This is a genomic window from Nonomuraea sp. NPDC003804 (genome assembly GCF_040610675.1).
In the GTDB taxonomy this organism is placed as follows: Bacteria; Actinomycetota; Actinomycetes; order Streptosporangiales; family Streptosporangiaceae; genus Nonomuraea.
The window spans coordinates 34364-59260 of the sequence record NZ_JBEXMT010000041.1 but is presented as its reverse complement, the minus strand read 5'-3'; the positions used below and the strand labels follow the sequence as shown (position 1 = coordinate 59260).

Genomic DNA, 24897 nt, shown 5'->3' with positions numbered 1-24897 from the left:
CCTAATCGTGTGACGGGATGTCCATCGAGGTCAAGACCTCACAGGCCGGAGGGGTCGCGCCCCACGCTGATCTCCTCGGCGATCCTGCGGATCTCGGGCGCGGAGATGCCGGGAGCCTGGGGCAGATGGGTGCTGAGGGCGGCCATCACGACCGGCACCGGCTGCCCCGCGAACCTGGCCGCGATCATGTGGACCGCCTGGAAGAGTTGCTTGTCGTCGTACATGGCTCGCCCTTCTCGTGGATATCCCCGGGGTACGGTACGGCGTGCCGCCGACAGTTTCGCGCTACGACTCCAGCGTTTTCCGCACCGCCGCGGAGATCTCGTCGAGCTGGGTGACCTGCTCGGGGGTGAGCGCGTCGAACAGGCTGCGCCGTACCTCCTCGACGTGTCCGGGGGCGGCGGCGGCCAGGGCCGCGAACCCGTCGTCGGTGAGCTCGGCGATGTTGCCGCGCCGGTCGGCCGCGCACGGGTTGCGCCGCACCCAGCCGCGCTCCTCCAGCCGGGCCACCGCGTGGGACAGGCGGCTCTGGGAGGCCTGCGCCCTGCGGGCCAGCTCGTGCATGCGCATGGAGCGGCCGGGTGACTCGGAGAGCGCCACGAGGATCATGTAATAGGTGTGCGGCATGCCGGCCTCGCGCTGGAGTTGCCGGTCAAGCGCCTCCTGGAGGAGTTGGGTCGCCGCCAGGTAGTTGCGCCAGGTGCGCTGCTCGTCGTCGTCCAGCCATCGGGTCATGCTCTCCACTTTACTTGAACTCTCATCTATATTGGGTGGTATGCCAGTACAACGCCTGAACCATGCGGTTCTTTACGTTCGCGACGTCGAGCGCAGTGTCGCCTTCTACCGCGAAGCCCTCGGCTTCGACGTGGTCATGAGCATGCCCGGGGCCGCCTTCCTCCAGGCCGCCGGCTCCAGCAACGACCACGACCTGGGGCTGTTCCAGATCGGCCCGCAGGCGGGCCCCTCGCCCGCCGGGCGCTCGACCGTCGGTCTCTACCACCTGGCGTGGGAGGTGGACACGCTGGAGGAACTGCAGCGCATCGCGGTCAAGCTGGCCGAGCTCGGCTCGCTCGCGGGCGCGTCCGACCACTCCACGACCAAGGCCCTGTACGCCAAGGACCCCGACGGGCTGGAGTTCGAGGTGTCGTGGCTGCTGCCGGCCGAGCTCGTCACCGAGGACGTGCTCAAGGGACGCTCCAGCATCAAGCCGCTGGACCTGGCCGCCGAGATCGAGCGTTACGGCGCGCGGACGCGCGGGGGCGTGGGAGTGTCCTTCGCGTAACCTGGTGGTATCCGAACACTCTGTTTGGAGCGCGACCATGCGAAGCGACCCTGATCACGTGCTCGATGCCATCGACGGCGTGGTGGAGGACTGGGAGAGCTTGAGCGCGGACTCCATGCGCTGGGCCCCTCCGGAGGCCAAACCGGACACCACTCCCGAGTTCCTGCGGGAGATGTCGGAGACCTTCGGCCCGCTCGCCACCACGTTCATGCAGGCCCTGCGGCCACTCGGGGAGGCGGTGCTGCGGCCCTTGGCCGACTTCTTCGACAACACCGTCCTCGGCGGCGAGCAGCCCGAAGGCACCTGGGACATCGAGGAGCAGACGAGCACCTGCCAGTGCCTGTGCTTCCGGCATCCCGACCGGCCGGACGTCTGCGCCGGTACGGTCACCTCCGGCCAGGTCATGTGCGGCGCCTGCCGCGACGCGCTCTGACGGAGGAAGGCCGCGGCCCCACCGGACGGACGAGGGGGCGTTCACGGGACGACGTGACGACGAGTGACCGGAGTCCCGCTGGAGCACGCGTGATGGACGGGCGGTCACCGGTGACCATGGTGGCCTCGGCCCCGCCTGCCGTACCGGAGGCCGCGGACCGGCGGCCGGTGATCAGGGGCCGGAACCGCAGGCCGGCGGCCGGTGGCTGGAGAGCGGCGACCGCGGGCCGGGAAGAGCGGGCCGGGGAGAGCGGGCCGGGGAGAGCGGGCCGGGGAGAGCGGGCCGGAGACCGGAGGGAAGCCGGGGTCGACTCGGGGGCGTCTCAGGGGTGACGCCGGATGGAATGCGGGACGGGCCGGGGCATTCTCGACCCATGGCCCCGCTGAAGAGGGTGTATCCGCTCCTCGCCTGCTCCCTGATCCTGTTCTCGGTCGTCGCGATCGTGGTCGGGCAGTTCGACCCCGACCCGTACCTCGACCCGATGAACGTGACGATCAGCGAGTACGCCGTGGCCGACCGCGGGGGCGTCACGGAGATGGCGATGGCGGCGATGGGCCTGGGGTCGTTCGCGCTGCTGGCCGGCCTGAGGGGGGCGGGGGCGCCGGTCAGTGGCATGCCCGAACGGCTCATGGCGGTGTGGAGCGGGGCTCTGGTCGTGGCGGCGATCATCCCCACCACGCCGATCGGCGCCGACATGACGGTGACCGCGCAGGTCCACCGCTACGTGTCGGTGGCGGCGTTCGTCAGCCTGCCCGCCGCGGCGGCGTTGCTGGTGCCGAGGCTGGCCGCCGACGACAGGTGGAAGGCGGTGGCCAGGCCGGTGGAGTGGCTGGCGCTGGCAGGTGGTCTGGGGCTGCTGGCCATCACCTACGTGGCGCTGCCGGGTGACCGGGTGATGATCGGCCTGGTCGAGAGGGGTCTGCTGGCGGCCGAGGTCGCGCTGCTGGCGGTGCTGGCGGCGCGGCTGGTCCGTCTGCAGTGGGTCAGGACACGAGCCGCCTCACTTGCCCCAATTTCCTGACATGTCACAACTTTCTCACGAATGGGAGAAGATTTTCTCCTAAGCTCGGTGCTATTCTCTCCCGCGATCTCTCTACGGGAGCGGGTGTCATGGCATCGAGCAGATCCATACGATTCAAGATCGCTACCCTGCTCGTCGTCCCCCTGGTGTCTCTCATCGCGCTCTGGGGATTCGCGGCCAGCACCACCGCCGGTGAGGCGATGAACCTCCTGAAGGTCGACACCATCTGGAGCGGCGTCATCAACGGCGCCGACGGCATGGTGTACAACCTCCAGCGCGAACGGCTGGCCACCGCCGAGAAGCTGGCGCGCAGCGCGTCCGGCCCCAGCGCGCTGGCCGCCGCACGCACCGAGACCGACAAGGCGCGCAGGGTGCTCGCCGCCGGCGCGAACGCCGACGAGACGCAGGCCGTCCTCTCTCCCGACATGAAGGCCCAGCTCAGAGTGGTCTTCGCGCAGATCGAACGGCTGGAGGAGATCCGCCGGCTGGCCGACGAGGGCCTGCTGGCCCCCTCCCGGCTGGTGACCGACTACGCCGCGATCTCCGACGCGATCTACCGTCTCTACGGCACCTTCGCCCTCAGCACCGACATCACCCTCTACCAGCAGGCCGGCGGCCTGATCGCGGCCGAGCAGGCGCGCGAGCTGCTGCACCGCCAGCACACGCTCGTCGTCGCCTCGCGCGGCGCCATCATGCCCGGCGACCGCGAGCTGCTGGCCAGGCTGGAGGGCGCCCGCGTCCTGCAGTTCGACAAGGCGCGGACCGAACTGGACGGCGAGCTGCGCCGCCCGTTCGACACGCTGGCGGGCTCGCCCCAGTACCTCGTCCTGCAGGGCGCGATCACCTCGATCCTGGCGGGCGGCAGGGCCGACGTCGCCGACTGGCGCGGCTCGGCCGACCCCGTGCTGAAGACCTTCCAGCAGGGCACCTGGGACACCGGCTCCATCCTGCTGAGCAGGATGGAGCCCGCGGGCATGGCCATCCTGGTGCGCGCGGCCGTCGCCGGCGTGCTCGGCCTCATCGCGGTCGGCTTCTCGATCTTCATCTCCATCAGGGTCGGCCGCGTCGTGACCGGCGAGCTGGCCACGCTCCGCCGTACCGCGCTGGAGCTGGCCGAGATCAGGCTGCCGGGCGTGGTCGCGCGGCTGCGCGGCGGCGAGAGCGTGGACGTGGCGGCCGAGGCGCCGCCCATCGTCGTCGCGCCCCGCGCCACCAGCGAGATCAAGGACCTGGCCATGGCGTTCGACAGCGTGCAGAGCACCGCCGTCCACGCCGCGGTCGAGCAGGCCAGGCTGCGGGAGGGCGTCGCGCTGGCGCTGCGCAACCTCGCCCGCCGCAGCCAGGGGCTGCTCCAGCGCCAGCTCAAGCTCCTGGACGGCATGCAGCGTGAAGCCGAGGACCCGGAGGCGCTGGAGAGCCTGTTCAAGCTCGACCACCTCACCACCCGCATGCGCCGCCACGCCGAGGGCCTGGTGCTGCTGTCCGGCGGTACGGCAGGCCGCAAGTGGCGCGGCACCATCCCCGTCGAGGACGTGCTGAACGGCGCCGCCGCCCAGGTCGAGGACTACACCAGGGTCCGCGTCTACCCGATGCCCGAACAGGGCGTCTCCGGCGGCGCGGTGGCCGACCTCATGCACCTGTTCGCCGAGCTCATCGAGAACGCGACCGTCTTCTCCTCGCCGGAGAACGAGGTGTCGATCAGGGGCGAGCTGGTGGCCAAGGGGTACGCGATCGAGATCGAGGATCGCGGGCTCGGCCTGTCCGTCCGGGACCGGCAGGCGATCAACGACCGTCTCGCGGGCCCGCAGGAGTTCGACGCCTCGCAGACCGAGCGGCTCGGCTTCGCCGTCGTCGGCATGCTCGCCGCCCGGCACGGGATCAGCGTGACCCTGAAGCAGTCGCCGTACGGGGGGACGACGGCGGTCGTGCTCGTCCCGAGCGCGCTCATCGAGCCGCTCAAGCCGGTGAACGGCCCCGCGATCCAGGACAGGGTGCGCCCGATCAAGAAGGACGGCGCGGCCGACCTGCCGCGCAGGACGCGGACCTCCCGCAGGGTGGACGTCAGCGTCGAACGGATCGACGTGCCGGCGCCCCAGCCCGCCGTCAGGGGGCCGTTCGAGGACGCCCAGCCCCGAGGGCCCTTCGAGGCCGTCAAGGTGCGGCCGCTGGCCGCTCCGGTGCTCGCCGAGCCCGTCGAGGAGGCTCCCGCGGCGCTTCCCGGCCGGACGCGGAAGGCCGGCCTCGATGAGGTTCCCGCGGTGCTTCCCCGCCGGACCAGGCAGGCCAATCCTGACGACGCTCCCGCCGTGCTTCCCGGCCGGACGCGGCAGGCCGGCCTTGACGAGGTTCCCGCCGTGCTTCCCCGCCGGACCAGGCAGGCCAACCTGCCGCCCCGTCTGGCGCAACCCAGCCCCCCGCCCGAAGAACAGCAGGCCGACGAGCGCTCTCCCGAGGAGACCAGGGCGTTGCTGTCGTCCTTGCAGTCGGGGTGGCAGCGCGGCCGTCAGGACAGCGGACAGGATGGGTCATGACCGAGCCGAGCGAGGCAATCGACGATCACGGCAGGGGGGCCGAGATGGAATGGGTGGACGAGGACGCGGGGCCCGTCGTCAGGCCCTACGCGATGACCAGGGGGCGCACCAGGCCCTCGTCGTCATCGCTCGACCTGCTCGCGGTGGTCACCTCGACGGGCAGGCCGGTGCCCTCGCAGGCCCATCTGGGCTCGCAGCACCGGCGGCTGCTCGAGTGCGTGGCGCAGAGCCGTACGGGACCGGTGGTCGAGGTCGCGTCCGAGACGGGACTGCCGGTGGGCGTGGTGCGGGTACTGCTGGGGGACCTGCTCGATCACGGGCTCATTCTGGTGCGGCCGCCGGTGCCGGCGGCCGCCTCTCCCACGGAGAGCCTGCTGCGTGAGGTGATCAACGGGCTCCGGGCGCTGTGAGCGTCTTCAGGGAGTGCTCGACCAGCGAGATCATGACCTCCTTGGCCGAGGCGCGCCTGCGCACGTCGCACAGCAGCACCGGCACGTCGTCGTCCAGGTCCAGCGCGATCCGCACGTCCTCGACGCTGTGGGTGGCCGTGCCGTCGAAGCAGTTGACGGCGACCACGAACGGCGTGCCGCGCTGCTCGAAGTAGTCGATGGAGGGGAAGCAGTCGGTCAGCCGCCGGGTGTCGGCGATCACGACCGCGCCGAGCGCGCCGTAGGACAGCTCGTCCCACATGAACCAGAAGCGCTCCTGCCCGGGGGTGCCGAACAGGTAGACGACCAGGCCCTCGCGGATGGTGATCCGGCCGAAGTCCATGGCGACCGTGGTGGTGGTCTTGCCCTCCACGCCCTCGAGGTCGTCGATGCCGACGCCGACGTCGGACAGTACCTCTTCGGTGCGCAGCGGCTTGATCTCGCTGATGGCGCCGACCAGCGTGGTCTTCCCCACGCCGAATCCGCCGGCGATGAGGATCTTCAGCGCGACGGGGTCCTCAGAGAGCCCGGAGTCCATTGATCACTTCCTTGAGAATGCGCTCACTCGGACGTGGCCCTGCCGAGGCGGCCACCGAGATGAGTCCGTTGTCGCGCAGGTCGCCGAGTAAGACCCGGACGACGCCGACCGGCAGGTCGAGCTCGGCGGCCACGTCGGCCACCGAGATGGGGGTGCGGGCCGCGCGCAGGATCGCCTCCTGTTCGGGCCCGAGCCCCGCGACGGGCCCCTCGCCTGAGGCGGGGTCCGTCGCGGTCACCAGCGTGATCAGGTCGAGGTTAGCGCCTGACGAGCGGGTTCTACCCCGGATCAGAGCATACGGCCGGACGAAGGGTCCGGCCTCCTCGTCCATCCACTGGCTCATGGCACACGGGGATTAGTCGACAGGTGCTGGCCGACCCGCTTGACCAGCATCGCCATCTCGTAGGCGATGTGGCCGACGTCGGCGTCGGCGTTGGCCAGGACGGCGAGACAGGTGCCCTGCCCCGCCGCCGTGACGAACAGGAACGCCGCCTCCATCTCCACGATGGTCTGGCGCACGTCGCCGCCGCCGAAGTGCCGTCCGGCGCCGCGAGCCAGGCTCTGGAACCCGGCCGCGACGGCCGACAGGTGCTCGGCGTCCTCACGGGACAGCCCCTTCGAGTAGCCGACGGCCAGGCCGTCGGTGGACAGGATCACCGCCTGTCTGACGGCGCCCACCCTGGTCGTGAGATCGTCGAGGAGCCAGTTCAGCTCGCCGGTGTTCGCAGTGGGTGTCGTCATAGGTCCCCCTCCTGGGCTTCTACTTCTCGGCCGCGCTCGGTGCCCCGCTGGAAGGCGGAGAACAGGTCGCGTACCTCGTCTGGCGATCTTTCCGGGTGTGTCTCTGGCTCTGGCTCGGGGGCCTTCAGTTGCGGTGCCAGGTTGGCCTGCTTGACCCGCCTCGGCAGACCCTTGTGGGTCGCGGTCGTGCCGCCGACCAGCGCGAGGGGCTTCCTGTCGCGCTTGGGCGGCTCGGCCGGAGGCAGGGCGGACCGCTCCACCAGCAGACCGCGCGGGATCAGCACGATAGCGGTCGTCCCGCCGAACGGCGAGGCCCGGACCAACACGTTCACGCCGTGCCTGGCCGCGAGCCTGGCCACCACGAACAGCCCGAGCCTGTCGCTGTCGGCCAGGTCGAACTCGGGCGGGTTGAGGAGCAGGCCGTTCAGCCGGGCGTACTCCTCGGGAGAGAGCCCGAGCCCCCTGTCCTCGACCTCGATCACGTAACCGTTGCTGACGGAGTCGCCGCGCACCTGCACCGTGGTGTTGGGCGGCGAGTAGATGGTGGCGTTCTCCAGCAGCTCGGCCACCAGGTGGACCATGTCGGCGGCGGCGGCGCCGTCGACCGCGGCCTGCGGCATGTGCTCCACGGCGATCCTGGTGTAGTCCTCGACCTCGGCGACGGCGGCCCTGACCACGTCGAGGGCGGGCACCGGCTCGTGCCACACCCGTCCGGGCGCCGATCCCGACAGGATGATCAGGCCCTCGGCGTGCCGCCGCATGCGGGTGGTCAGGTGGTCGAGGCGGAAGAGGTCCTCCAGCTCGTCGGCGTCGTCCGTACGGCGCTGCATGCCGTCCAGGAGGCCGAGCTGGCGGTGGAGCAGGCCCTGCTTGCGCCGGGCGAGGTTGAGGAAGACCTGGCTGATGCCGTGCCGGAGGTTCGCCTGGCCGACCGCGGCCTCGACGGCGGTGCGCTGCACGGAGGCGAACGCCTTGGCCACGTCGAGGATCTCGGCGGCCCCGCTGACCTTGAACGGCGGCGCCTCCTTCCTGACGTTGACCTCCTCGCCCGCGCGCAGCCGGGCGACCAGGCGCGGCAGCCGTACCTCTGCCAGGTCGAGCGCCGCCGACCTGAGCCCGGCGAGCTCGGAGGACAGGCGGCGGCCGAACCTCACGGAGATGATGATCGAGGCGATGACGGCGAGCAGGCCGACGCCGCCCGCGACGGCGATGCGGACCATGACGGTGGTCGAGACGTCCGCCGACCGCTCGGCCAGGATCCGGGCGGAGGCGGCGCCGAGCTTGTCGAGCTGCTTGGTGACCTCGGCGACCGGTTCCGTCCACTGCTCGGGGTCGGGCGGCGCCGCGCCGGTGATCGCGATCCGCGACTCGGCCCGCGCGAACCTGGAGTAGCCGGGGCCGGAGAAGAAGCGGTCGTAGGGGGCGCGCAGCTCGGTGTCGAGGGTCGCCAGCGCGCGGGTGTGCAGGAACGTGCGGGTGGCGACGTACTCGGTGAAGGCGGCCGCCTCGGCCTCGGCCATCTTGCCGTTGGCCAGGACGGCGCCGACCAGCGCGCTCTCCCTGGCGATGATCTCGCGGGCGTTGCTCATCGCCTGCAGCGCGGCGGCCTGCTGGAAGATCGGCAGGTCGGGGACCGCGGTCAGCTGCTCGTAGAGGCGGAACAGCGTGTCGAGCAGGTGGTTGTAGGCGTTGATGGTGTGGAGGCGGGTCTCCAGCCCGGCGTCGTGCGCGGCGCGGATGGAGTCGAGCCTGGCCAGCTCGCCGGCGGTGTCGCGCAGCGGCTGGCGCAGCTTGTCGTCGTCGGTGGCGGCGACGGCCGTGGTGAAGGCGGCCAGCGCGGTGTCGGTGCGCTCGCGCTGGGCGCTGAGTTCCCGGCCGCGTCTGGCCGGCGCGGTGGCGGAGGCGGCCCGTTCGGCCTGGAGCTGGAGCCCGAGCTCGGTGGACGTGACGCCGATGGTCTCGTAGAGCGTGTTGGCGCGGAGGAGGGCCTGGCCGTCGCTCACGGTCAGGTTGAGGACGAAGCCCCAGAGCGCGCTCAGGGACAGGAGCGGCAGGAGCAGCAACAGAAAGATCTTGAACCGAATCGACCGGTTTCTCGAGCCCATGTCCCAACCTCGGAGTACCGCGGCGATTTCCACGCTTTGTGTAAATATGCCTCGGAAGATCGCACAGGAGACTAGCACCGATTATGGTGGTGGCGCAGTGGAGGAACCTGATGATTAGTGTGATTATCGGGGCCGACGCCGGATTCCGCCGGGCCGGTATCCGGGCTGGCCGTCCCTGACCTGTGCTTTCGCGTCACGCTCCGGATCCGGTCGCTGACAGCTCTTCCCGAAGTCGTTCCGCCGACAAGGGTTCGGTCGCCGGACACCCGGAGTTCGCCGTGGCCTGGCTAGGGTCCGTGGGCTGTGAGCGACAGGGATCCGTACTTCGACAACGCCAAGTATCTGGCCATCGTGCTCGTCGTCTGCGGGCACATGATCGAGGACCTGCGCGACGACCCGATCGCCCACGCGCTGTACTTCTACGTCTACGTCTTCCACATGCCGCTCTTCATCACCCTGAGCGGCTATTTGTCACGAAATTTCACCTTTTCGTCGGGTAAGGCGCGCAAGCTGATCGCCACGCTCGCGGTGCCGTACGTGCTGTTCGAGCTGGCCTACGCGGTGCCCAGGCTGCTGCTGTACGGCAAGCTGGAGCTCAGCCTGCTCGACCCGTACTACCTGACGTGGTTCCTGATGTCGCTCTTCCTCTGGCGGCTGTCCACGCCGGTCTGGCAGCAGCTGCGCCGGCCGCTGGCCGTCGCGCTCGGCCTGTCGCTGCTGTCGGGCACGAGCGCGCTGCCCGACGAGCTGTCGATGAACCGCACCCTGGGCCTGCTGCCGTTCTACGTGCTCGGCCTCATGCTCAGGCCCGAACACGTCGAGCTGCTGCGCAGGCCGTCCATGAGGATCGTCGGAGCGGTGACGCTCGCGGCCGGGCTGGCGGCCGCGCTGCTCCTGCACGACGTCGTGCCCACCGAGTGGATCAGGTGGCGCCACGCCAACACCGCGATCGGCGTGGACGACGTCACCGGCAGCCTGATCAGGCTCGGGATGCTGGCGGCGGGAGCGGTGCTGGTGGCGGCGTTCATGGCGGTCACCCCCCGGGGCCGGACCTGGTTCTCGGGCCTCGGGGCGGCCACCATGTACGCCTACCTGCTGCACGGGTTCGTGGTGAAGGTGGCCGAACACCTGGACCTCGGGGTGCCGCTGTCGATCGCGCTCGGCGTGGCCGTGGCGACCGTGCTGTGCACGCCACCGGTCCGCGCGGCCTTCGGCTGGGCGGTCGAGCCCCGGATGTCCTGGGCGTTCACGGCCCTGCGGCGGCCCGTGCGGTAGCGCGCAGCCGGAGCGGCGGGGTGACGACGCCGGGCGAACCCGGCGACGAAACGCGCAGCCACGCCCTCACACCAGCAGCTCCCCCACGGCGCGGTGCGCGGCGGTGATCGCCGCGTCGGCGTAGGCCGCGGGAACGGAGTCGGAGTTGGCGATGGCGATCCTGCCGAACCGCCTGCGCGCCGTCTCGGCGGGGAAGGGCCCGTCGGGATGGAAGGCGTTCCACGGCCGGCAGTACTCAGGCGCGTAACCGTGGCCCCACCTGTTGACGGTGATCGCCTCGATGTCGCGGGCGGGGTCGAAGCCGCCGGAGTCGAGGAGCCGGGCCAGCTGGTCGCGGACGGTGTACTCCAGGTAGCTGAAGGGTGTCCTGAGCAGGGCGTGCCTCCCGGCGACCGCGGCGTGGGCGGGCGCCATGCCGGAGCTTGCCGGGGTGGCGACGAGGTGGACGTTGATCGGCTCGCCGGGATCCCTCGGGCAGGCGTAGCCCGGTGTGCTGACCGGGTGGTCCAGCTCCGAGACGCACCAGTAGGCGCCGGTCCAGCGCGCGTGGTGGACGCCCACGCGCTGCCATGCCGTCCAGTCGCGCAGCTGGACCGTGGCGTACAGCAGCGGCATCTTCACCGCCTCGCGCAGCGCGGCGCGCTGGTCGGCGGGCAGGTCCCTGACGATGTAGGGGATCACCGCGTTCCAGCAGGCCATGATCACCGCGCCGGCGCGGACGGTCCTGACCGCCGTGCCGTCGAAGTAGCCGACCGCCGCGCCGGCGGCGGTGCGGGCGTCGCCGTCGTTGGCGACGGAGACCACGGGGCTGGACAGCCGGAAGCGCACCCGGTTGGCCGCCAGGTCGAGCCTGCCGTAGTCGAAGGTGGCCGTGGTGATCCCGTCCATGTCCGTCGCGGTGGCGAAGCCGGGGATCATCCTGCCGACCATCATCCGCACGAGCGCCTGGTTGCCTTCGGGGAAGTGGTGGACGGCCGGGTCCTCGGCGCCCCACCCCTTGACCACGCTCGGCGAGTTGAACCTGGACGGCTTGCCGCGGTCGAGCCCGAGGCCCTGGAAGCCGGGGTAGTCCCAGCCGTCCGCGCTGCCCCAGGCGTCGATCGCGCCGAAGACGGTGGTGTCGTAGGCCCATTCGTCGCACGACATGGTCCGGCAGAACCGCTCCACGTCCGGATGGACCCCGGCGACCTCGAGGAGGTAGCGGGAGTAGGTGAGGGCGGCCAGGCGCTCCTCCTTCTCCTCCCGCGACAGGCCCGCCAGGTAGTCGGGCGGGTTCGTGTAGAGCCTGACCAGGTCCTTCCTGGCCGGCTCGGCCATCGGCAGCCGGGCGGCCAGCTCCTCGGGCGTGAGCCCCCCGGTGAGCCTGACGAGCCGTTCCGTGGCGAAGCTCTCCCTGTCGCACATGACGCCGCCGGTCATCCCGAGGTCGCGGTAGAGCTTGCGGTCGAAGGACGACGCCAGCGCCCGCAGCTCGACGCCGAGCTGGGCGAGCAGGATCCGGCCCTCGGCCGTCCACGCCGAGGGCGCCTCGATGGACTGCGAGCCGCCGTACCCGATGAGCGATCCGGCGCGCCCGCGCGGGGCGAACTCGTTGCGGCGCGCGTGCCCGCCGATCTCGTCGTGGTTGTCGAGGATCAGGATGCCGGCGTCCGGGTCGTTGTTCAGCCATTCGAAGGCCGCGCTCACGCCGCTGATGCCGCCGCCGACCACCACCAGGTCGTAGCTCTCGCCCGTGGGCCGAGGCGCGCCCGCGTACTGCCAGAACCTGCCGTCGCGCAGCGCGTGCGGGACGCTCATCGCCGCCGGGGTGTCGCCCCGCAGCCCGGTCAGCCCCGGAGGGAACCGCGCCTCCCGCGGGACCTCCAGCAGGTCGGTGCCGATCGCGCCGTGGGTGGCGGCGGCCCCGCAGCCGGCCAGCGATCCCAGCGCGGCCGCTCCGACGGCCATGGCCACGCCGTCGAAGAAGTCGCGGCGCGAGATGGGCCGGCCCATGCCGAGTTCGCGTGCCCTGTGCCGATCGATCTCCATGTCCCGATCATGGCGAGGGGCGGGAAATGCCGTGCTATGGCACGCGCATTTCGGCGAACATTTTACGCGTATTCCCCGAACTCCGCGCAGGTCTTTTCCGGTGCCCTAGAAAGGAGGGAGTCAGGGAAATGGAGAAAGCATGGTGAAATCATTTTCCGGGATATGTGCGGCGGTCATGTTGGTCGCAGGCTGCGGAGCCGCCTCGCCCGAGCCTCGCCCGAGTGCCGCGCGGTCCCCGGCGGCCGCCCGCGATCTCGGCGCCGCCCTCCTTCCCGCGCCGCCTGGCATGCGGGTCGCCTACGGTCCCGAGACCGGCCCCTACGGCGCGCTCGGCGCCACCCGGCAGGGAATGGCCGCCGTACGGCGGGGCAGCGCGTGCGCGCCGCGGCTCGACCTGGACCTTCCCGACGTGAGCGCCGCACCGGCCGCCGTCGTGGCCTACGGTTCCGACGAAGGATCGCTCACCCAGGTGCTGGTCGACCTGCCCTCCGCCTTTCCCGGGGAGCTGCCGGCGGCGTGCGCCTCCTACGCGGCGGTCGTGGAGGGCGCCCGGGTCAGCTATGTCACCAGGAAGCTCGAGCTGCCGCCGCTGGGCGACCAGTCGCGCGCCTATGTGACGGCCGTCACGGGCGGCGGCCAGAGCCTGGAGGTGGGCTCCGTGGTGATCAGGGCGGGCAGGGTGGTGATGAGCCTGCTCGTGGTCGCGCGAAAAGTAAATAATGCCGAGCTGGGTGACCAATGCCGCGAAGCTTACGAAAGGCTGACTCTCGCCATGAATAGCGACGGAACATGACGCGGAGCTGAGCGGCCGCTGCCGACGAGGTGCGGCTGGTCGGGCAGAACCCGACGGCGGTCCTGGAGACAGGCGAGACGCGGGCGACCCGCGCACCGGCCGCCGCCGGTCAGGTCACCGCGCGGTGCGTGAGCGGTGCGCGGCCCGTCAGCGGGCCCGGCGAGCCTTGCCCCATGACGAACACCACCAAGCGCGTCCTGATCTCCGGCGCCGGCCTCGCCGGGCCCGCCATGGCCCACTGGCTCCTCCGCGACGGCCACGACGTCACCGTCGTCGAACGCGCCCCGGCCATCCGCGACGGCGGGCAGGCGGTCGACTTCCGGGGCGAGGCGCACATGACCATGCTGGAGCGCATGGGCATCCTCGACGAGGTCCGCCGCCGCAGGACCGAGGGCGGCCCCCTGGTCATCATCGACGCCGAGGGCACCGAACAACTGCGCCTGCCCGCCTCCTTCACCGGCGGCGCCGTCGAGATCGCCCGCGGCGACCTGTCACACCTGCTGCACGACCTGACCAAGGACCGCGCGGAGTACCTGTTCGGCGACTCCGTCGCCGCCATGTCCGAGACCGCCGGCGGCGTCGACGTCGCCTTCGACAGCGGCGCGAGACGCGGCTTCGACCTGGTGATCGGCGCCGACGGGTTGCACTCCAACGTGCGCGGGCTCACCTTCGGCGCGGAGTCGCGCTTCCTGAAGCGGTCGGGCTACCACGCCGCCCTCTTCGACGCGCCCAACCACCTCGGGCTCAGCGGCCGGTCGCTCATGTACAGCGAGCCCGGCCGCGGCTGCCTCGTCTACCCCGCCGAGCGGGACCAGGACACCCTGACGGTCATGTGCGTGTTCGCCGCGGACGCCGTCGACTACCACCGTCGCGACGTCGCCGCCCAGAAGCGGCTGCTGGCCGAGGCGTACGCGGGGGCGGGCTGGGAACTGCCCACGCTGCTGTCCCACCTCGACGACACCGGCGCCTTCTACTTCGACGCGATCGGCCAGATCCACATGGACCGCTACACCAGCGGCCGCGTCGCGCTCATCGGCGACGCGGGATACGGCGCCACCATGGGCGGCATGGGCGCGGGCATGTCCCTCATCGCCTCCTACGTGCTCGCCGGCGAGCTGGCCGCCGCGGGCGGCGACCACACGGTCGCCTTCCCCCGCTACGAGGAGCAGATCCGCGGCTACGCCAAGGCCTGCCAGCGGGTCGCCGACGGGGCGGGCGGGTTCTTCGCGCCCAGGAACGTGCGCCGCCGCAACCGCGTCTACAAGATCCTGAGCTCGGGTCTCCTCGTCGGCCTCCTCGACCGGATGACCACCAAGGCCGCCAACTCCATCAGGCTCAAGGACTATGCCGTGTAACCATCGCGCCTCCCGGACCACTACTCCGTGTCAGCACACCCGAGACATGAGGGAGTTGGGCGGTGACGGATGAGCGAGAACGGTTCACCACCATCTACGACGAATGCCGGCAGCGCGTGTGGGCCTACGTGGTCACCAGAGCGGGGCGGCAGGTCGCCGACGAGGTGGTGAGCGAGACCTTCGCCATCGCCTGGCGCAAGCTCGACCAGGTGCCGGGCAACGCGCTGCCGTACCTGCTGGGGATCGCCAAGAACGTCCTGCGCGACACCATCAGGGACGAGGCCAGGCGCGAAGGGCTCGCCCGCGAGCTGCGCGAATGGGTCGCGGGCGACGTGGCCGACCAGGTGGCCGAGCGGCTCGGAGTCCTCAGGGCCATGGCCGGGCTCACCCAGGAGGAGCGCGAACTGCTCATCCTGGTCGCCTGGCAGGGACTGTCCACCCGCGACGCCGCCAAGGTCGTCGGCTGCTCGGTGCCCGCCTTCAAGGTCCGTCTCCACCGCGCGCGCAGGCGCCTGCGACGCGAGCTGGAACAGCCCCCCGCACCCGCCGTGTCCCGGCTCGGCCTCAAGGAGGAGTGGTCATGAACCCGATCGAGGAACTGCGCGCCGCCCGGCCCGCCCACCTCGGCGACGTCCCCACCGACGAGCGGACCAGGCGGTCCGAGCTCGCCTACGCCATGTCGCACGACCGGCCCACCAGACGCCGCCGCAAGCCCCGCCTGGCGTGGGGGCTCGGCCTGGCGGGCGCCGCCGCGGGCGTCACCGCCGTCGCCGTCCTGGCCACGAGCACCGGAGCGGGTACGGCTCCGCGCCCGCCGTCGGCCGCCATCGGGTCCGGCACCCCCGCCTCCAGCACTCCAGCCTCCAGCGCCCCCGTGAGGCTGTCCGCCCAGCAGGTGCTCCTGGTCGCCGCCACCAGCGCCGAGCGGCGGCCGCCGGCCTCGGGCCGGTTCTGGCACACCGAGACGTTCGCCAGGGGCCTGGTCACGACCTCCGACGGCTACACGATGGCCTCGGAGCAGCGCAGCGAGATGTGGGTCGGCAAGAACGGTCAGTGGTCCCGTGGCCAGTACCTCGGCGCCGAGCCCGCCACGCCTGACGACAGGGCGAAGTGGGAAGCCGCCGGATCGCCCGCCGAGGTCCGGATCTCCATGCCGGGCAAGGGCACGAGGGACAGGCGGCTCCCGCTCGCGGCCGGCAAGCCGTACAGCGACCACCACTCCGGCAAGGAGGTGTTCTGGCTGGGACGCAACGTCACCCTCGACGACCTGGCCGGGCTCCCGGACGACGAGGCGGGGCTGAAGGCCTGGCTCCTGCGGAACTACGAGGGCAAGGACACCGAGTCCGACCGGCCCATGGCCGAGGACGCGTGGCTGTTCCAGGTCACCGCGGGGCTCATCACCGACATGCCGGTCAGCGCCAAGGTGCGCGGCGCCGCCTTCCGCATGCTCGCCGCGCTGCCGTCCGTGACCGCCGTCGGACAGGTGACCGACGGGCAGGGCCGATCGGGTACGGCGATCGCCATCGAGACCGAGTCCCGGGTCAGCGCGCGGGACGCGGATCACGGGATCCTGCAGGACCGGCTGATCATCGACGAGGCGGCAGGGGTGGCGCTCGCCAGGGAGAGCGTCGTGGTGAAGCCGGGTGGCATGCAGGCCGGCCTGGCGCCCGGCACCGTCTGGAACACCGCCACGGTGGTACGCGCCGAGTGGACGGACTCCCGCACGTCCTGACGCGGGACGGGATGACGGCTTGCGGGCCACCGCGCCGTCAGCGTCGTCGCTCATCCGGAACCCGTCCCGTCCCGCTGTCACATTTCTCCGCCGGGGGTCGTCATGGAAGTGACGGCCCCGGCGCGGCCCCCGCACCGCGGACCGTCACCGATGACCATCCGATGACGGAGGAGAACGATCATGGAAGCACGTATGAGCCACCCGGCGTCGACGGTTCCCGGCGCGATGAAGGCCCTGCTGAGCGTGGGCGCGACCCTTGACCAGAGCGGCCTGTCGAAGCAGCTCGTCGAGCTCGTCAACCTGCGAGCCAGCCAGATCAACGGCTGCAGCGTCTGCGTCGACATGCACGCCCGCGCGCTGAAGAAGGCCGGCGAGAGCGACGAGCGGCTCTGGTCGGTGGCCGGGTGGCGGGACGCCCCCTACTTCACCGACGCCGAGCGGGCCGCCCTGGCGCTCGCCGAGGCCGTCACCCGGCTCAGTGACCGGCCGGAGGCGGTGTCCGACGAGATCTACGCCGATGCCGCCAAGCACTACGACGAGCCGCAGCTCGCGGCTCTCATCCTGGCGATCGCCACGGTCAACCTGTGGAACAGGCTCAACGCCGCCACCCGCCAGGTGGCGGGCGCCTGGGGCTGATCGTCCCGGCGACGGTCCGGCTGCGCGCCGCCTTCGCCCACTACGAGGTGGTGATGGGCACCCGCGCCATGTCGGCCCCCGAGCTCATCGACCGGCCGGTCCAGCAGCAGACGCTGGTGCTCGTCGGTCCCGACCAGGTGACGCTCGGCGGGGACCTGCTGGCCGTTCGCTGAAGCCGTCGCGCGCCCTGGCAAGCCGGTTAAAAGGGACGTGCAATCAGAAACCTCTAGAAAACGGATGAAACGCCCGGCGAGGGGCGTGGCGCGTCCCGTGCCTCGCCGCTCTCCCCGCCGGACCGACATCCGCAGGTGAGGCCACCACCATGACGACCCAGACCCGACAGCTGCCGAGGCCGCGGCCGGAGCCGTGCCAGGATCCGTGCCTGGATCCGTGCCTGGATCCGTGTTCGGAGCCGCCGCCGCCGTCCGGGCAGGGCAGGAGCCGGGACAGGAGCATGGTCGCCGTCATGGTGATCTCCGTGCTGTGCGCCGTCGGCTACCTCGGCTCGCTGGTCCCGTCGTACGGCGCGACCGTCGCCGACCTGGCCCTGGGGCTCGCGGCCGGGCTGGCGCCGCTGCCCGTCCTGCTCGGCGTCGTGCTCGCGATCGACCAGCTGGCGCAGAAACCGCGGCTGCACCTGGCCTTCGCCTTCGTGTGTGGCGCGGGGACCGCGCTGGTGGCGAGCGTCGTCGTGACGGGGTGGCTCACCCCCGACGGCCGGGCGGTCCTGACCCCGGCGGTCGAGGAGGTGGCCAAGGGCGCCGTGCTCGGGTGGCTGCTGTGGCGGCGCAAGGGCGCGATCACCACGCTGACCGACGGCATCGTCTACGCCGCCATGGCCGGGCTGGGGTTCGCGGCCGTGGAGAGCGCCGGTCACCACCTCGCCGTGTTCGCGCGGGGCGGGCAGGGCGACCTGCTGCACGCGTTCGTCCAGCACGGGCTCGGGTCGGGGATCGCCCACCCCCTGTGGAGCGCGCTGCTCGGGCTGGGCGCCGGCTACGCGGCCGTCTCGCGGAGCCGGACGAGCGTCCTGATCGTCCCCCTGTACGGCACGGCCGCCGTCCTTCTCCACAGCCTGTGGAACCACGCGATCCTCTCCGTCCCGACCGGACACGCCCCCGTCGCCGGCGAGAGGGCGGTCTCCGTGGCGTGCGCCGCGGCCGTCATCGTCCTGGCCGGCGCGATCACCGCCGAGCACCGCGGGCTGGTCGCCGCGATCGGCCGCCACCTGCCCCGCTACCAGCCGACGGGCCTGGTCACGCCGCGCGACATCGCCATGCTCTCCTCCCCGCACGGCCGCTGGCAGGCCCTCCACCACGCCCGGCGGCTCGGCGCCGGGCCCGCGATGGCCGACTACCAGCGGGCCGCCACCGAGCTGGTCATCCTGAGCCGCCAGGCCGAGCGCGGCGCCGCACCACCCGGTGACCAGGTGGCGGAACGGCTGGCGGCCATGTCCCAGGCCCGCGCCGCGCTACGCGCAGCTGCACTATGAAGGAGCGTTTGCGACCGGGGGTGCTGTGAGAGGAAGCGTCGCGACCGGGGGTGCTGTGAGAGGAAGCGTCGCGACCGGGGGTGCTGTGAGAGGAAGCGTCGCGACCGGGGGTGCTGTGAGGAAGCGTCGCGACCGGGGGCTGTGAGCGAGGGTTGCGCTGCGGTGTTCCGGATGGGCGGCCGCACCCCTGTTCCTGCCGTTGCCGGGGCGTACCGGGTGGGCGGCTATGCCGCTGCTCGGGCGGGGGCTGTGCCGGTGCTTGACCGGCGGCGCAGCCAGTAGGCGAGGACCGCGGCGCCCAGCAGCGCCCCCCACAGCGGGTACGGCCACAGCAGCAGCGTGAGCGGCTGCCCCCGCAGGACCGCGTCGATCGCGAGGCCCGGCGAGGCCAGGAAGCAGACCCCCGTGATCAGGCCACCGGCGATGACGGGCAGCCGTACCGGAACCGGACGCCCGTGGTAGATCGGCACCCAGCGCGGGAACACCTCGCCCCACCTGCTGATCAGCCCCAGCGTCAGCACGGCGCCGATCAGTCCGGCGAAGGCGAGCAGCAGGCCCTGCATCCGGAGGGCCGCGTCCATGTTCGGCCCGGTGACGTCGGAGTCGGTCGCCCAGGGCGTCAGCCAGGTCAGCCGGTAGAGCGCGTACGGCAGCGGGCACAGCGCCGCCCCGATCGTGACGACGCGCCCCCACCGGGCGACCGACTCGGGCCTCGTCCACCGCGGCGGCTCCGCCGGCCGGAAGGACCTCACCGCGATCACCGCCCACACCGCCCACGCGGCGGCGTTGGCCAGCGTCCAGGCGAGCCGCCCGCCGTAGGAGGCGAAACTTCCGGCGACGTTGCCCAGGTAGGTCGCCACCGTGGTCAGCGCGCCCGCCCCGGTGAGCACGTCGGCGACCACCAGGGCGGCCAGCGCGGCCAGGCCCGCCACGCCGTACGGCTTGCCGCGCAGGCCGGCCATGACCACGACGCCGAGCATGGCGACGGGCCCCAGCACCGCCAGGCCGTACGCGAAGAGGGACATGATGCCGGCGTCGGACATCACCACGCCGAAGAAGAGCAACTGCGCGACCGCCCCCACTCGCACCACCGGCCGCGGCCCGAAGATCGTCACCAGCCCCGCGAGCCCGGCGGCGACGGTCATCGGACCGGCCACCCCGTGCTCGATGAGGTGCGACAGCGACACCTTGACGCGGTCTCCGGCGCCGAACGGGTAGCTCGCCGGAGTCGTCCACCACAGAATCCCGACAGCGGTCACCGCCAGCGACAGCGCCGCGCCCAGGATGCGATCCCTTCTCGTCATGCCGCTCACGCTAGGAACGCCCGCACCGGCACACCTCCCCCTGACGAGGGAGGCCACGCCACGCCGCGTCGGCTAGCGTCGCTCCACGTGAGAGGCCGTATCGCCCGCGCCGTCGGAGCGGGCACCTACCAGTTGCTGGGCGCCGCGCTGCTGACTCCCGCGGCCGTGGCGCTCGGCATAGTGATCATGGCCGAGGTGACGCCGGGACGCGTCCTGGCGCTGTGGGCGGCGTGCCTGCCCGCCTCGGTGCTGCTCGCCACGGTGCCGCTGACGCGGCGCATCGAGGCGGCCGCGCTGTCGGAACTGCTCGGCGTCGAAGTGCCCGAGCGGGCCGACCGCCTCTACCTCCTCGCCTTGACGAGCCTGCACCTGTACGGCGGCGCCACGCTCAGCGCGGGCGTCCTGCTGCTGGCACCCGGGCTGGTCAAGCTCGGCGACCTGGGGCTCTGGACCGCGAATCCCGGCGCGATGGCCCCGATACCTCTCCTGGCCGCCGCCACGCTGGCCGCGCTGGTCGCCGCCGGGTTCGCCCAGCGGTGGGCGGCGCGCCGCCTCCTGCGCGCCGAGCCGTCCCGCACGATCGAGGAGCTCGGCCGGCGCGAGAGCCTCGCCCTGGAACTGCACGACTCGGTCGGCCATGCCCTCAGCGTCGTCCTGGTCCAGGCCATGGCCGCCCAGGCGTCGCTGCAGCGCAGGCAGACGGACGTCGCCACCGCCGGCCGGTCGCTCGAGCACCTGATGGCCACCGCGCGCGACGCCCAGCAGGACCTCGACGTGCTGCTCGGGGTGCTCGACGACGGCGACGCCGGGCAGGGGCCCACGCTGGACGCGCTCGGCACGCTCACCCGTGGTGTGGACGTGCGGGCGAGCGTCGATCGTCTCGACCGGGTGCCGGGGGCGACCTCCCGTGCGGCCTACGCGATCACCAGGGAGGCGCTCACGAACGCCCTCCGTCACGGGCACGGGCCGATCACCCTCGACATCGCCGTCACCGACACCCTGGTGCTGACCGTGGAGAACGCGACATCGGCTCCTACGGCCGCCACGGCTCCCCGCAGCACTGCGACCCCTCCGGGCATCCCGGATATGCCAGGCATCCCGGACGCGCCGGGTATCCCGGAGGTACCGGGCACCCCTGACGCGCTGGGCACCCCTGACGTGGCGGTCATCCCGGAAGTGGCGGTCATCCCGGACGTCTCGGGCGTTTCCGGTGCGCCGGGCGCGCCTGGCGTGGTGGGTTCGCCGGGGGTGTCCGGTGCGTCGGGCGGGCTGAGGGCGTCGGATCCACCAGGTGCGCCGGGGGTGCCAGGGTCCTCCGGCAGGGCCGGGCGCGGCCTGACCGGCATGCGGATGCGGGCCCGCCTCGTCGGCGGCACCTGTACCCATCAGAAGGAGGTGGACGGCACGTGGCGCATCCAGGCGACGCTGCCGCTGTGATCAGGGTCGTCCTGGCCGACGACGAGAAGCTGATCCGCTCGGGATGGGCCGCGATGCTCTCCCTCCACGACGACATCGCGGTCGTCGGCGAGGCGTCCGACGGTCGCGAGGCCGTCGAGGCAGGTCTCGGCGCGGACGTCGTCCTCATGGACGTCCGCATGCCCCGCATGGACGGCCTCGCCGCCACCCAGGAGCTGGCCCGCCGCTCGCCCGCGACCCGGGTCGTGGTGGTCACGACGTTCGAGAACGACCAGCTGGTCTGGGGTGCCCTGCGCGCCGGCGCGGCCGGCTACGTGCTCAAACGCGCCCCGGCGAGCGAGCTGGTGGACGCCGTCCGGCTGGTCCACTCCCGCGACGCGGTGCTCTTCCCCGACGCGCTGCGCCGCATCGCCACCCACCATCTCGGTACGGCAGGCCCCCGTACACCCGGACGCGTTCCGGGACAGGGGACCAGCGGCTCGACCGTGAAGGAGCCGGCGGGACCTGACCTGCGACCACCCGGTCAGACGGGACGCGACCTGGGCCGGGCCGGCCAGGCGGGGCGCGGGCGTGCTGGGAACCGCCGATCAGGACTGGGCGGGCGTGCGGGCGATCGGCTGCCGGGGCGTGGATGGTGGCGCGGTTCGGCGGGGAGCGCCGGGGCGACGTGGCGGGCGCCGGTGGAGCTGACCCCGCGCGAGCTGGACGTCCTGCGGCAGATCGCCCACGGCCAGAACAACGCCGAGATCGCGGCCGCGCTGTACGTGTCGAAGGAGACGGTCAAGACGCACGTCCGCAACGTCCTGGACAAGCTCGGCGCCCGCGACCGCACCCAGGCGGCGGTTCTCGCCTACGAGCTCGGTCTCGTCTTCGCGGGCGCCGAGGCGTGGGATCAGCCGAGCGGCCCCTTCTCCTCCAGGGTGTAGCCGCCCTTGATCACCGGTGAGTCGGGCGCCGGCGCCATGCACCTGGTCAGGAGCGGTTCTCCCTCCGCCGTCGCCCCGGCCAGCCCGATCATGCTGGGGCCCGCGCCCTTCGGGGCGACGTAGAAGCTCACCCCCATGCGCACGCGCCGTTTCAGCAGGTCCTCCCAGGGCCCGCCCGGGAGTCACCCGGACGAGCGTGAGATCGAGGTGGCAGTCCCACAGCACCAGCGGCGTCCCGTTGACGGTGCTGCCACGGTCGGCCGGCCCCACGCACCGTCCTGCCGATCGACGCGAGGGTGAGAACGCGAGTCTGACCCTCGCGGTCAGCCCGGGAGACGGCCGCCTGTCGTACGGTCGAGGAAGACGGGTGAGGGGAGATCGACGTGGTCCCAGGCTGCGGCAACTGCGATTGCTACGTGGAAGAACGAGTCCTGTTCAGGCCGCCGGACGAGCGCTGACCGATCGTGCTGGAGGGGCTCGCTCGGCGACGGGGCCCCTCTACCACCCGCTGATGCGACGTCACGCGTACGGCCCGCGTCCGCGCCGAGCCGTACGGCCCGCGTCCGCGCCGAGCCGTACGGCCCGCGTCCGCGCCGAGCCGTACGGCCCGCGTCCGCGCCGAGCCGTACAGCCCACGCCCACGCCGAGCCGTACGGCCCGCGTCCGCGCCGACGCCGTACGCCGTAGTGTGACGTCCCCGGACGTGCGTCGGCCGCGTGGAGCGGCCGAGGTCGACGGCGTGGGCGTCTCCCGACGTGGCGGCCCCTGCCGTCGGGCGCTCGTGCGGGTCAGAGCATGACGTGGGATTCCGGGTGGCCCACGAAGGAGAACTGGGCGACCCGGTTCAGCTTGATGTCGTCGGCCTGCCACGTGTGCATCGCCGAGTCGGCGCTGCGCCAGTACACGAAGTTGAACCGGTCGGCCGAGTAGATCTTGACCTTGTCCTCCTTCAGCCGCCGCACCAGGTGGGTGTCCTCGCCGCGGGTGATGTCGGCGAAGCCGTACGAGCGGAACATGTCGGCCTTGCCGAGGAACGTGCCGCCCTGCACCAGCCACGTGTAGCGGTGTTCGAGGCCGGGCAGGCGGAGCATGGTCGTGTTGGTGCCCTCGAAGTAGGTGTAGTGGGCGCCCTTGCCGACGAGTTCGGCGTCGGAGTAGTCGAAGGCCCGCACCAGGTCGGACAGGTAGTGCTCGCCGTACAGGTTGTCGTCGTCCATCTTGGCGACGAGCTCGCCGTCGGCGGCGGCGATGCCCAGGTTCATGCACGCGCCCAGGGACATGTCGGCGGCGGCGGGCAGGACGACGACGTCGGAGATGCCCGCCATGCGGGCCTTGTCGGCGACGACGACGGGGTCGATGTCGAGGCCGTGCAGGACCATGACGAGCTGGAGCGGCCGGTGGCGCTGCCGGGCGACGGAGCTGATGGCGTGTTCGATCTGCGCGGCGCGGTTGGTCGGCAGGACGACGGAGATGGCGCGCGAGCGCGACTCGACCGGGTGGCCCATGAGGCCGAGGATCTGGTCGACGCGGTGGGAGAACAGGTGCTTGTCGAAGACCTCGCGCATGGCGAGGTGGCCCATGCGGGCGCGCAGCTCGGGGCTGTTGATCAGGTGGAGCACCTGGTTGAAGGACTCGATGGGCTCGCGGGCGATGGGGATGAGCGGGCCGAAGGTCTCCTCGATGGCGCGGGACCAGCCGGAGACGACGGGGGTGGCGCACGCTGACAGTTCGAAGACGCGGCGCGCGCACATGGTGGGCGACTCGAGTACCGAGTTGACGTTGAGGAAGACCTTGTACATCCGGTAGGCCGCGAGCATCTGGTCGTAGGGGAGCTCGCCCACGATGTGCGGCCGGTACTTCTCGGGCCAGGCGTACTTGTCGTCGACGGAGCCGTTGCGCGCGAAGATGTGCAGGCCGAGCTCCCTGATCGGGTCGATCACGGTCTCCATCTGCTCGCGGCGCTCGGGGTGCTTGTCGCGGAAGTACATGCCCGCGAAGACCACGTCGTGCAGGCGTCCCTGCTTCTGCTGGATGGGGTTGTGCACGCGGGGCTGGGCGGCGAACTGCAGGACGTCCACCCGGTCATGTCCCAGAACTTCACGATATTTCGGGATCATGTCGCCGTCGCAGGTGAACACGTAGTCGAACAGCTTCGCCGTGTCGATGAAGAAGTCGAAGTTGGGCGGGTCCTCCTTGTTCCAGAAGACCGTGGGGATGCCCTCGGCGCGGCACCACGCGACCAGGTCCCGCAGCTCCTGCTTGGGCGCGTTGGTGCCGGTCATCTGGTAACGCCAGCGGCCCTGGTTGCCGTGCCAGGCCGACTCGCAGAACAGCAGGTCGGGCCGCTTCTCGGCGAAGATCTCCGGCCAGTCGCGCAGGCCGAACTCGATCTGGTCCCACTCGTAGCGGAAGGCCATCCTGGAGAAGTCGTCCAGGATGACGGCGACCTTCAGGTCGGGCCGGTTGATCGGCCCGGTGGGCCACTTGACCGTCGGCACCTCGACCAGCGGCGGGCGGTTGCCCGCCGCCTCGGTGACCGTCGAGACCGGCGTCGGCGCGGCGGGCGCCTTCTCGGTCGAGCGCACCGCCGCCACGACCTTGCCCGGCTTCTTGGACGTCAGCGCCTCGCCCAGCTTGAACGCGCGCTTGGTCTGCGTGGCCTGCAGCTTCCAGGTGGCGTACTCGGCGCGGGCCTCGGCGATCTCCAGCCGCCGCCGCAGCTCCTTGATCTCCTCTTCGTACCTCTCGACGAGCTTGCGCTCCTCAGGGAGCCAGTTGATCGGCCCGAGTCGCTGGAAGGTCGGCTCTTCTGAAGACATCCGCTCGTCCTCACTAAGTCAAAGGAGGTCTGTCATGGTACG

General features: G+C 71.7%; 25 protein-coding genes. 15 read left to right on the top strand and 10 right to left on the bottom strand.

Features of this window, described 5'->3' with window-relative positions; translation table 11 throughout:
* Nucleotides 1-38 precede the first annotated feature (38 nt).
* Nucleotides 39-224 carry a hypothetical protein gene (locus tag ABZX22_RS39620; RefSeq protein ID WP_354920461.1) on the bottom strand — a complete coding sequence of 62 codons (186 nt, stop codon included), beginning with the start codon at nt 222-224 and terminating at the stop codon, nt 39-41.
* A gap of 61 nt (nt 225-285) precedes the next feature.
* Entirely contained in the window at nt 286-735 is a 450-nt protein-coding gene (locus ABZX22_RS39615; protein ID WP_354920458.1) for a MarR family transcriptional regulator, read from the bottom strand.
* 40 nt (nt 736-775) lie between these two features.
* On the opposite strand from ABZX22_RS39615, the gene ABZX22_RS39610 reads away from it, so the two are divergent.
* The 5 genes from ABZX22_RS39610 (at nt 776) to ABZX22_RS39590 (ending at nt 5677) form a co-directional block, all read left to right on the top strand.
* On the top strand, nt 776-1282 hold the full coding sequence (locus ABZX22_RS39610) for a VOC family protein (protein WP_354920455.1): 507 nt from the start codon (nt 776-778) through the stop codon (nt 1280-1282).
* Nucleotides 1283-1319: 37 nt separating this feature from the next.
* A complete protein-coding gene (locus ABZX22_RS39605) occupies nt 1320-1715 on the top strand; it encodes a hypothetical protein (RefSeq protein ID WP_354920452.1) in 396 nt (131 codons plus the stop codon).
* Between the two features lie 373 nt (nt 1716-2088).
* On the top strand, nt 2089-2736 hold the full coding sequence (locus tag ABZX22_RS39600) for a DUF998 domain-containing protein (protein WP_354920449.1): 648 nt from the start codon (nt 2089-2091) through the stop codon (nt 2734-2736).
* An 89-nt stretch (nt 2737-2825) separates the two neighbouring features.
* Nucleotides 2826-5267, top strand: coding sequence for a nitrate- and nitrite sensing domain-containing protein (locus tag ABZX22_RS39595; protein ID WP_354920447.1), 2442 nt, complete (start codon nt 2826-2828; stop codon nt 5265-5267).
* Nucleotides 5264-5677, top strand: coding sequence for a DUF742 domain-containing protein (locus ABZX22_RS39590; protein WP_354920444.1), 414 nt, complete (start codon nt 5264-5266; stop codon nt 5675-5677). The genes ABZX22_RS39595 and ABZX22_RS39590 overlap by 4 nt, the downstream gene beginning before the upstream one ends.
* Here ABZX22_RS39590 and ABZX22_RS39585 read toward each other — a convergent pair.
* The 4 genes from ABZX22_RS39585 to ABZX22_RS39570 are packed head-to-tail and all read right to left on the bottom strand — an operon-like array spanning nt 5655 to nt 9037.
* A complete protein-coding gene (locus ABZX22_RS39585) occupies nt 5655-6233 on the bottom strand; it encodes an ATP/GTP-binding protein (RefSeq protein ID WP_354920441.1) in 579 nt (192 codons plus the stop codon). The genes ABZX22_RS39590 and ABZX22_RS39585 overlap by 23 nt on opposite strands.
* Complete coding sequence (locus tag ABZX22_RS39580) at nt 6214-6564, bottom strand: DUF742 domain-containing protein (RefSeq protein WP_354920438.1); 351 nt, start codon at nt 6562-6564, stop codon at nt 6214-6216. The genes ABZX22_RS39585 and ABZX22_RS39580 overlap by 20 nt, the downstream gene beginning before the upstream one ends.
* Nucleotides 6565-6572: 8 nt before the next feature.
* On the bottom strand, nt 6573-6974 hold the full coding sequence (locus ABZX22_RS39575; RefSeq protein ID WP_354920435.1) for a roadblock/LC7 domain-containing protein: 402 nt from the start codon (nt 6972-6974) through the stop codon (nt 6573-6575).
* Nucleotides 6971-9037 carry a nitrate- and nitrite sensing domain-containing protein gene (locus ABZX22_RS39570; protein WP_354920432.1) on the bottom strand — a complete coding sequence of 689 codons (2067 nt, stop codon included), beginning with the start codon at nt 9035-9037 and terminating at the stop codon, nt 6971-6973. Before ABZX22_RS39570 ends, ABZX22_RS39575 begins: the two co-directional genes overlap by 4 nt.
* A 345-nt stretch (nt 9038-9382) precedes the next feature.
* Between ABZX22_RS39570 and ABZX22_RS39565 the strand changes: the two genes are divergently transcribed.
* Nucleotides 9383-10354 (top strand): acyltransferase family protein, encoded by a 972-nt coding sequence (locus tag ABZX22_RS39565; RefSeq protein WP_354920429.1) that lies wholly within the window; start codon nt 9383-9385, stop codon nt 10352-10354.
* A 66-nt stretch (nt 10355-10420) separates the two neighbouring features.
* On the opposite strand, the gene ABZX22_RS39560 is transcribed toward ABZX22_RS39565, so the two are convergent.
* Nucleotides 10421-12382 carry an NAD(P)-binding protein gene (locus ABZX22_RS39560; RefSeq protein ID WP_354920426.1) on the bottom strand — a complete coding sequence of 654 codons (1962 nt, stop codon included), beginning with the start codon at nt 12380-12382 and terminating at the stop codon, nt 10421-10423.
* 175 nt (nt 12383-12557) lie between these two features.
* On the opposite strand from ABZX22_RS39560, the gene ABZX22_RS39555 reads away from it, so the two are divergent.
* The 7 genes from ABZX22_RS39555 to ABZX22_RS39525 all read left to right on the top strand — a co-directional run bounded on the left by ABZX22_RS39555 (nt 12558) and on the right by ABZX22_RS39525 (nt 18390).
* On the top strand, nt 12558-13175 hold the full coding sequence (locus ABZX22_RS39555) for a hypothetical protein (protein ID WP_354920423.1): 618 nt from the start codon (nt 12558-12560) through the stop codon (nt 13173-13175).
* Between the two features lie 173 nt (nt 13176-13348).
* Entirely contained in the window at nt 13349-14530 is a 1182-nt protein-coding gene (locus ABZX22_RS39550; RefSeq protein WP_354920420.1) for an FAD-dependent monooxygenase, read from the top strand.
* Nucleotides 14531-14592: 62 nt separating this feature from the next.
* Nucleotides 14593-15114 carry a sigma-70 family RNA polymerase sigma factor gene (locus ABZX22_RS39545; protein WP_354920417.1) on the top strand — a complete coding sequence of 174 codons (522 nt, stop codon included), beginning with the start codon at nt 14593-14595 and terminating at the stop codon, nt 15112-15114.
* Nucleotides 15111-16262, top strand: coding sequence for a CU044_5270 family protein (locus ABZX22_RS39540; protein WP_354920414.1), 1152 nt, complete (start codon nt 15111-15113; stop codon nt 16260-16262). Before ABZX22_RS39545 ends, ABZX22_RS39540 begins: the two co-directional genes overlap by 4 nt.
* A gap of 180 nt (nt 16263-16442) precedes the next feature.
* Nucleotides 16443-16898 carry a carboxymuconolactone decarboxylase family protein gene (locus ABZX22_RS39535; protein WP_354920411.1) on the top strand — a complete coding sequence of 152 codons (456 nt, stop codon included), beginning with the start codon at nt 16443-16445 and terminating at the stop codon, nt 16896-16898.
* The gene (locus ABZX22_RS39530) at nt 16847-17071 is read left to right on the top strand and encodes a hypothetical protein (protein ID WP_354920408.1); all 225 of its coding nucleotides are present in this window, start codon (nt 16847-16849) and stop codon (nt 17069-17071) included. Before ABZX22_RS39535 ends, ABZX22_RS39530 begins: the two co-directional genes overlap by 52 nt.
* 293 nt (nt 17072-17364) lie before the next feature.
* Nucleotides 17365-18390 carry a PrsW family glutamic-type intramembrane protease gene (locus ABZX22_RS39525; RefSeq protein ID WP_354920405.1) on the top strand — a complete coding sequence of 342 codons (1026 nt, stop codon included), beginning with the start codon at nt 17365-17367 and terminating at the stop codon, nt 18388-18390.
* A gap of 224 nt (nt 18391-18614) precedes the next feature.
* On the opposite strand, the gene ABZX22_RS39520 is transcribed toward ABZX22_RS39525, so the two are convergent.
* Nucleotides 18615-19694 (bottom strand): hypothetical protein, encoded by a 1080-nt coding sequence (locus tag ABZX22_RS39520; protein ID WP_354920402.1) that lies wholly within the window; start codon nt 19692-19694, stop codon nt 18615-18617.
* 87 nt (nt 19695-19781) lie between these two features.
* On the opposite strand from ABZX22_RS39520, the gene ABZX22_RS39515 reads away from it, so the two are divergent.
* On the top strand, nt 19782-21131 hold the full coding sequence (locus ABZX22_RS39515; protein WP_354920399.1) for a histidine kinase: 1350 nt from the start codon (nt 19782-19784) through the stop codon (nt 21129-21131).
* Entirely contained in the window at nt 21128-22036 is a 909-nt protein-coding gene (locus ABZX22_RS39510) for a response regulator transcription factor (protein WP_354920396.1), read from the top strand. Before ABZX22_RS39515 ends, ABZX22_RS39510 begins: the two co-directional genes overlap by 4 nt.
* Here ABZX22_RS39510 and ABZX22_RS39505 read toward each other — a convergent pair.
* Together ABZX22_RS39505 and ABZX22_RS39500 are read right to left on the bottom strand one after the other, a co-directional pair.
* On the bottom strand, nt 22003-22179 hold the full coding sequence (locus ABZX22_RS39505; protein WP_354920393.1) for a hypothetical protein: 177 nt from the start codon (nt 22177-22179) through the stop codon (nt 22003-22005). The genes ABZX22_RS39510 and ABZX22_RS39505 overlap by 34 nt on opposite strands.
* Before the next feature lie 645 nt (nt 22180-22824).
* Nucleotides 22825-24855, bottom strand: a complete 2031-nt coding sequence (locus ABZX22_RS39500; RefSeq protein WP_354920390.1) for a glycosyltransferase — start codon at nt 24853-24855, stop codon at nt 22825-22827.
* Nucleotides 24856-24897: the final 42 nt, after the last annotated feature.

Coding starts and splice junctions, on each gene's coding strand:
- ABZX22_RS39620 (WP_354920461.1), bottom strand. CDS start 224: ATGTACGACGACAAGCAACTCTTCCAGGCGGTCCACATGATCGCGGCC.
- ABZX22_RS39615 (WP_354920458.1), bottom strand. CDS start 735: ATGACCCGATGGCTGGACGACGACGAGCAGCGCACCTGGCGCAACTAC.
- ABZX22_RS39610 (WP_354920455.1), top strand. CDS start 776: ATGCCAGTACAACGCCTGAACCATGCGGTTCTTTACGTTCGCGACGTC.
- ABZX22_RS39605 (WP_354920452.1), top strand. CDS start 1,320: ATGCGAAGCGACCCTGATCACGTGCTCGATGCCATCGACGGCGTGGTG.
- ABZX22_RS39600 (WP_354920449.1), top strand. CDS start 2,089: ATGGCCCCGCTGAAGAGGGTGTATCCGCTCCTCGCCTGCTCCCTGATC.
- ABZX22_RS39595 (WP_354920447.1), top strand. CDS start 2,826: ATGGCATCGAGCAGATCCATACGATTCAAGATCGCTACCCTGCTCGTC.
- ABZX22_RS39590 (WP_354920444.1), top strand. CDS start 5,264: ATGACCGAGCCGAGCGAGGCAATCGACGATCACGGCAGGGGGGCCGAG.
- ABZX22_RS39585 (WP_354920441.1), bottom strand. CDS start 6,233: ATGGACTCCGGGCTCTCTGAGGACCCCGTCGCGCTGAAGATCCTCATC.
- ABZX22_RS39580 (WP_354920438.1), bottom strand. CDS start 6,564: ATGGACGAGGAGGCCGGACCCTTCGTCCGGCCGTATGCTCTGATCCGG.
- ABZX22_RS39575 (WP_354920435.1), bottom strand. CDS start 6,974: ATGACGACACCCACTGCGAACACCGGCGAGCTGAACTGGCTCCTCGAC.
- ABZX22_RS39560 (WP_354920426.1), bottom strand. CDS start 12,382: ATGGAGATCGATCGGCACAGGGCACGCGAACTCGGCATGGGCCGGCCC.
- ABZX22_RS39555 (WP_354920423.1), top strand. CDS start 12,558: ATGTTGGTCGCAGGCTGCGGAGCCGCCTCGCCCGAGCCTCGCCCGAGT.
- ABZX22_RS39550 (WP_354920420.1), top strand. CDS start 13,349: ATGACGAACACCACCAAGCGCGTCCTGATCTCCGGCGCCGGCCTCGCC.
- ABZX22_RS39540 (WP_354920414.1), top strand. CDS start 15,111: ATGAACCCGATCGAGGAACTGCGCGCCGCCCGGCCCGCCCACCTCGGC.
- ABZX22_RS39535 (WP_354920411.1), top strand. CDS start 16,443: ATGGAAGCACGTATGAGCCACCCGGCGTCGACGGTTCCCGGCGCGATG.
- ABZX22_RS39525 (WP_354920405.1), top strand. CDS start 17,365: ATGGTGATCTCCGTGCTGTGCGCCGTCGGCTACCTCGGCTCGCTGGTC.
- ABZX22_RS39520 (WP_354920402.1), bottom strand. CDS start 19,694: ATGACGAGAAGGGATCGCATCCTGGGCGCGGCGCTGTCGCTGGCGGTG.
- ABZX22_RS39500 (WP_354920390.1), bottom strand. CDS start 24,855: ATGTCTTCAGAAGAGCCGACCTTCCAGCGACTCGGGCCGATCAACTGG.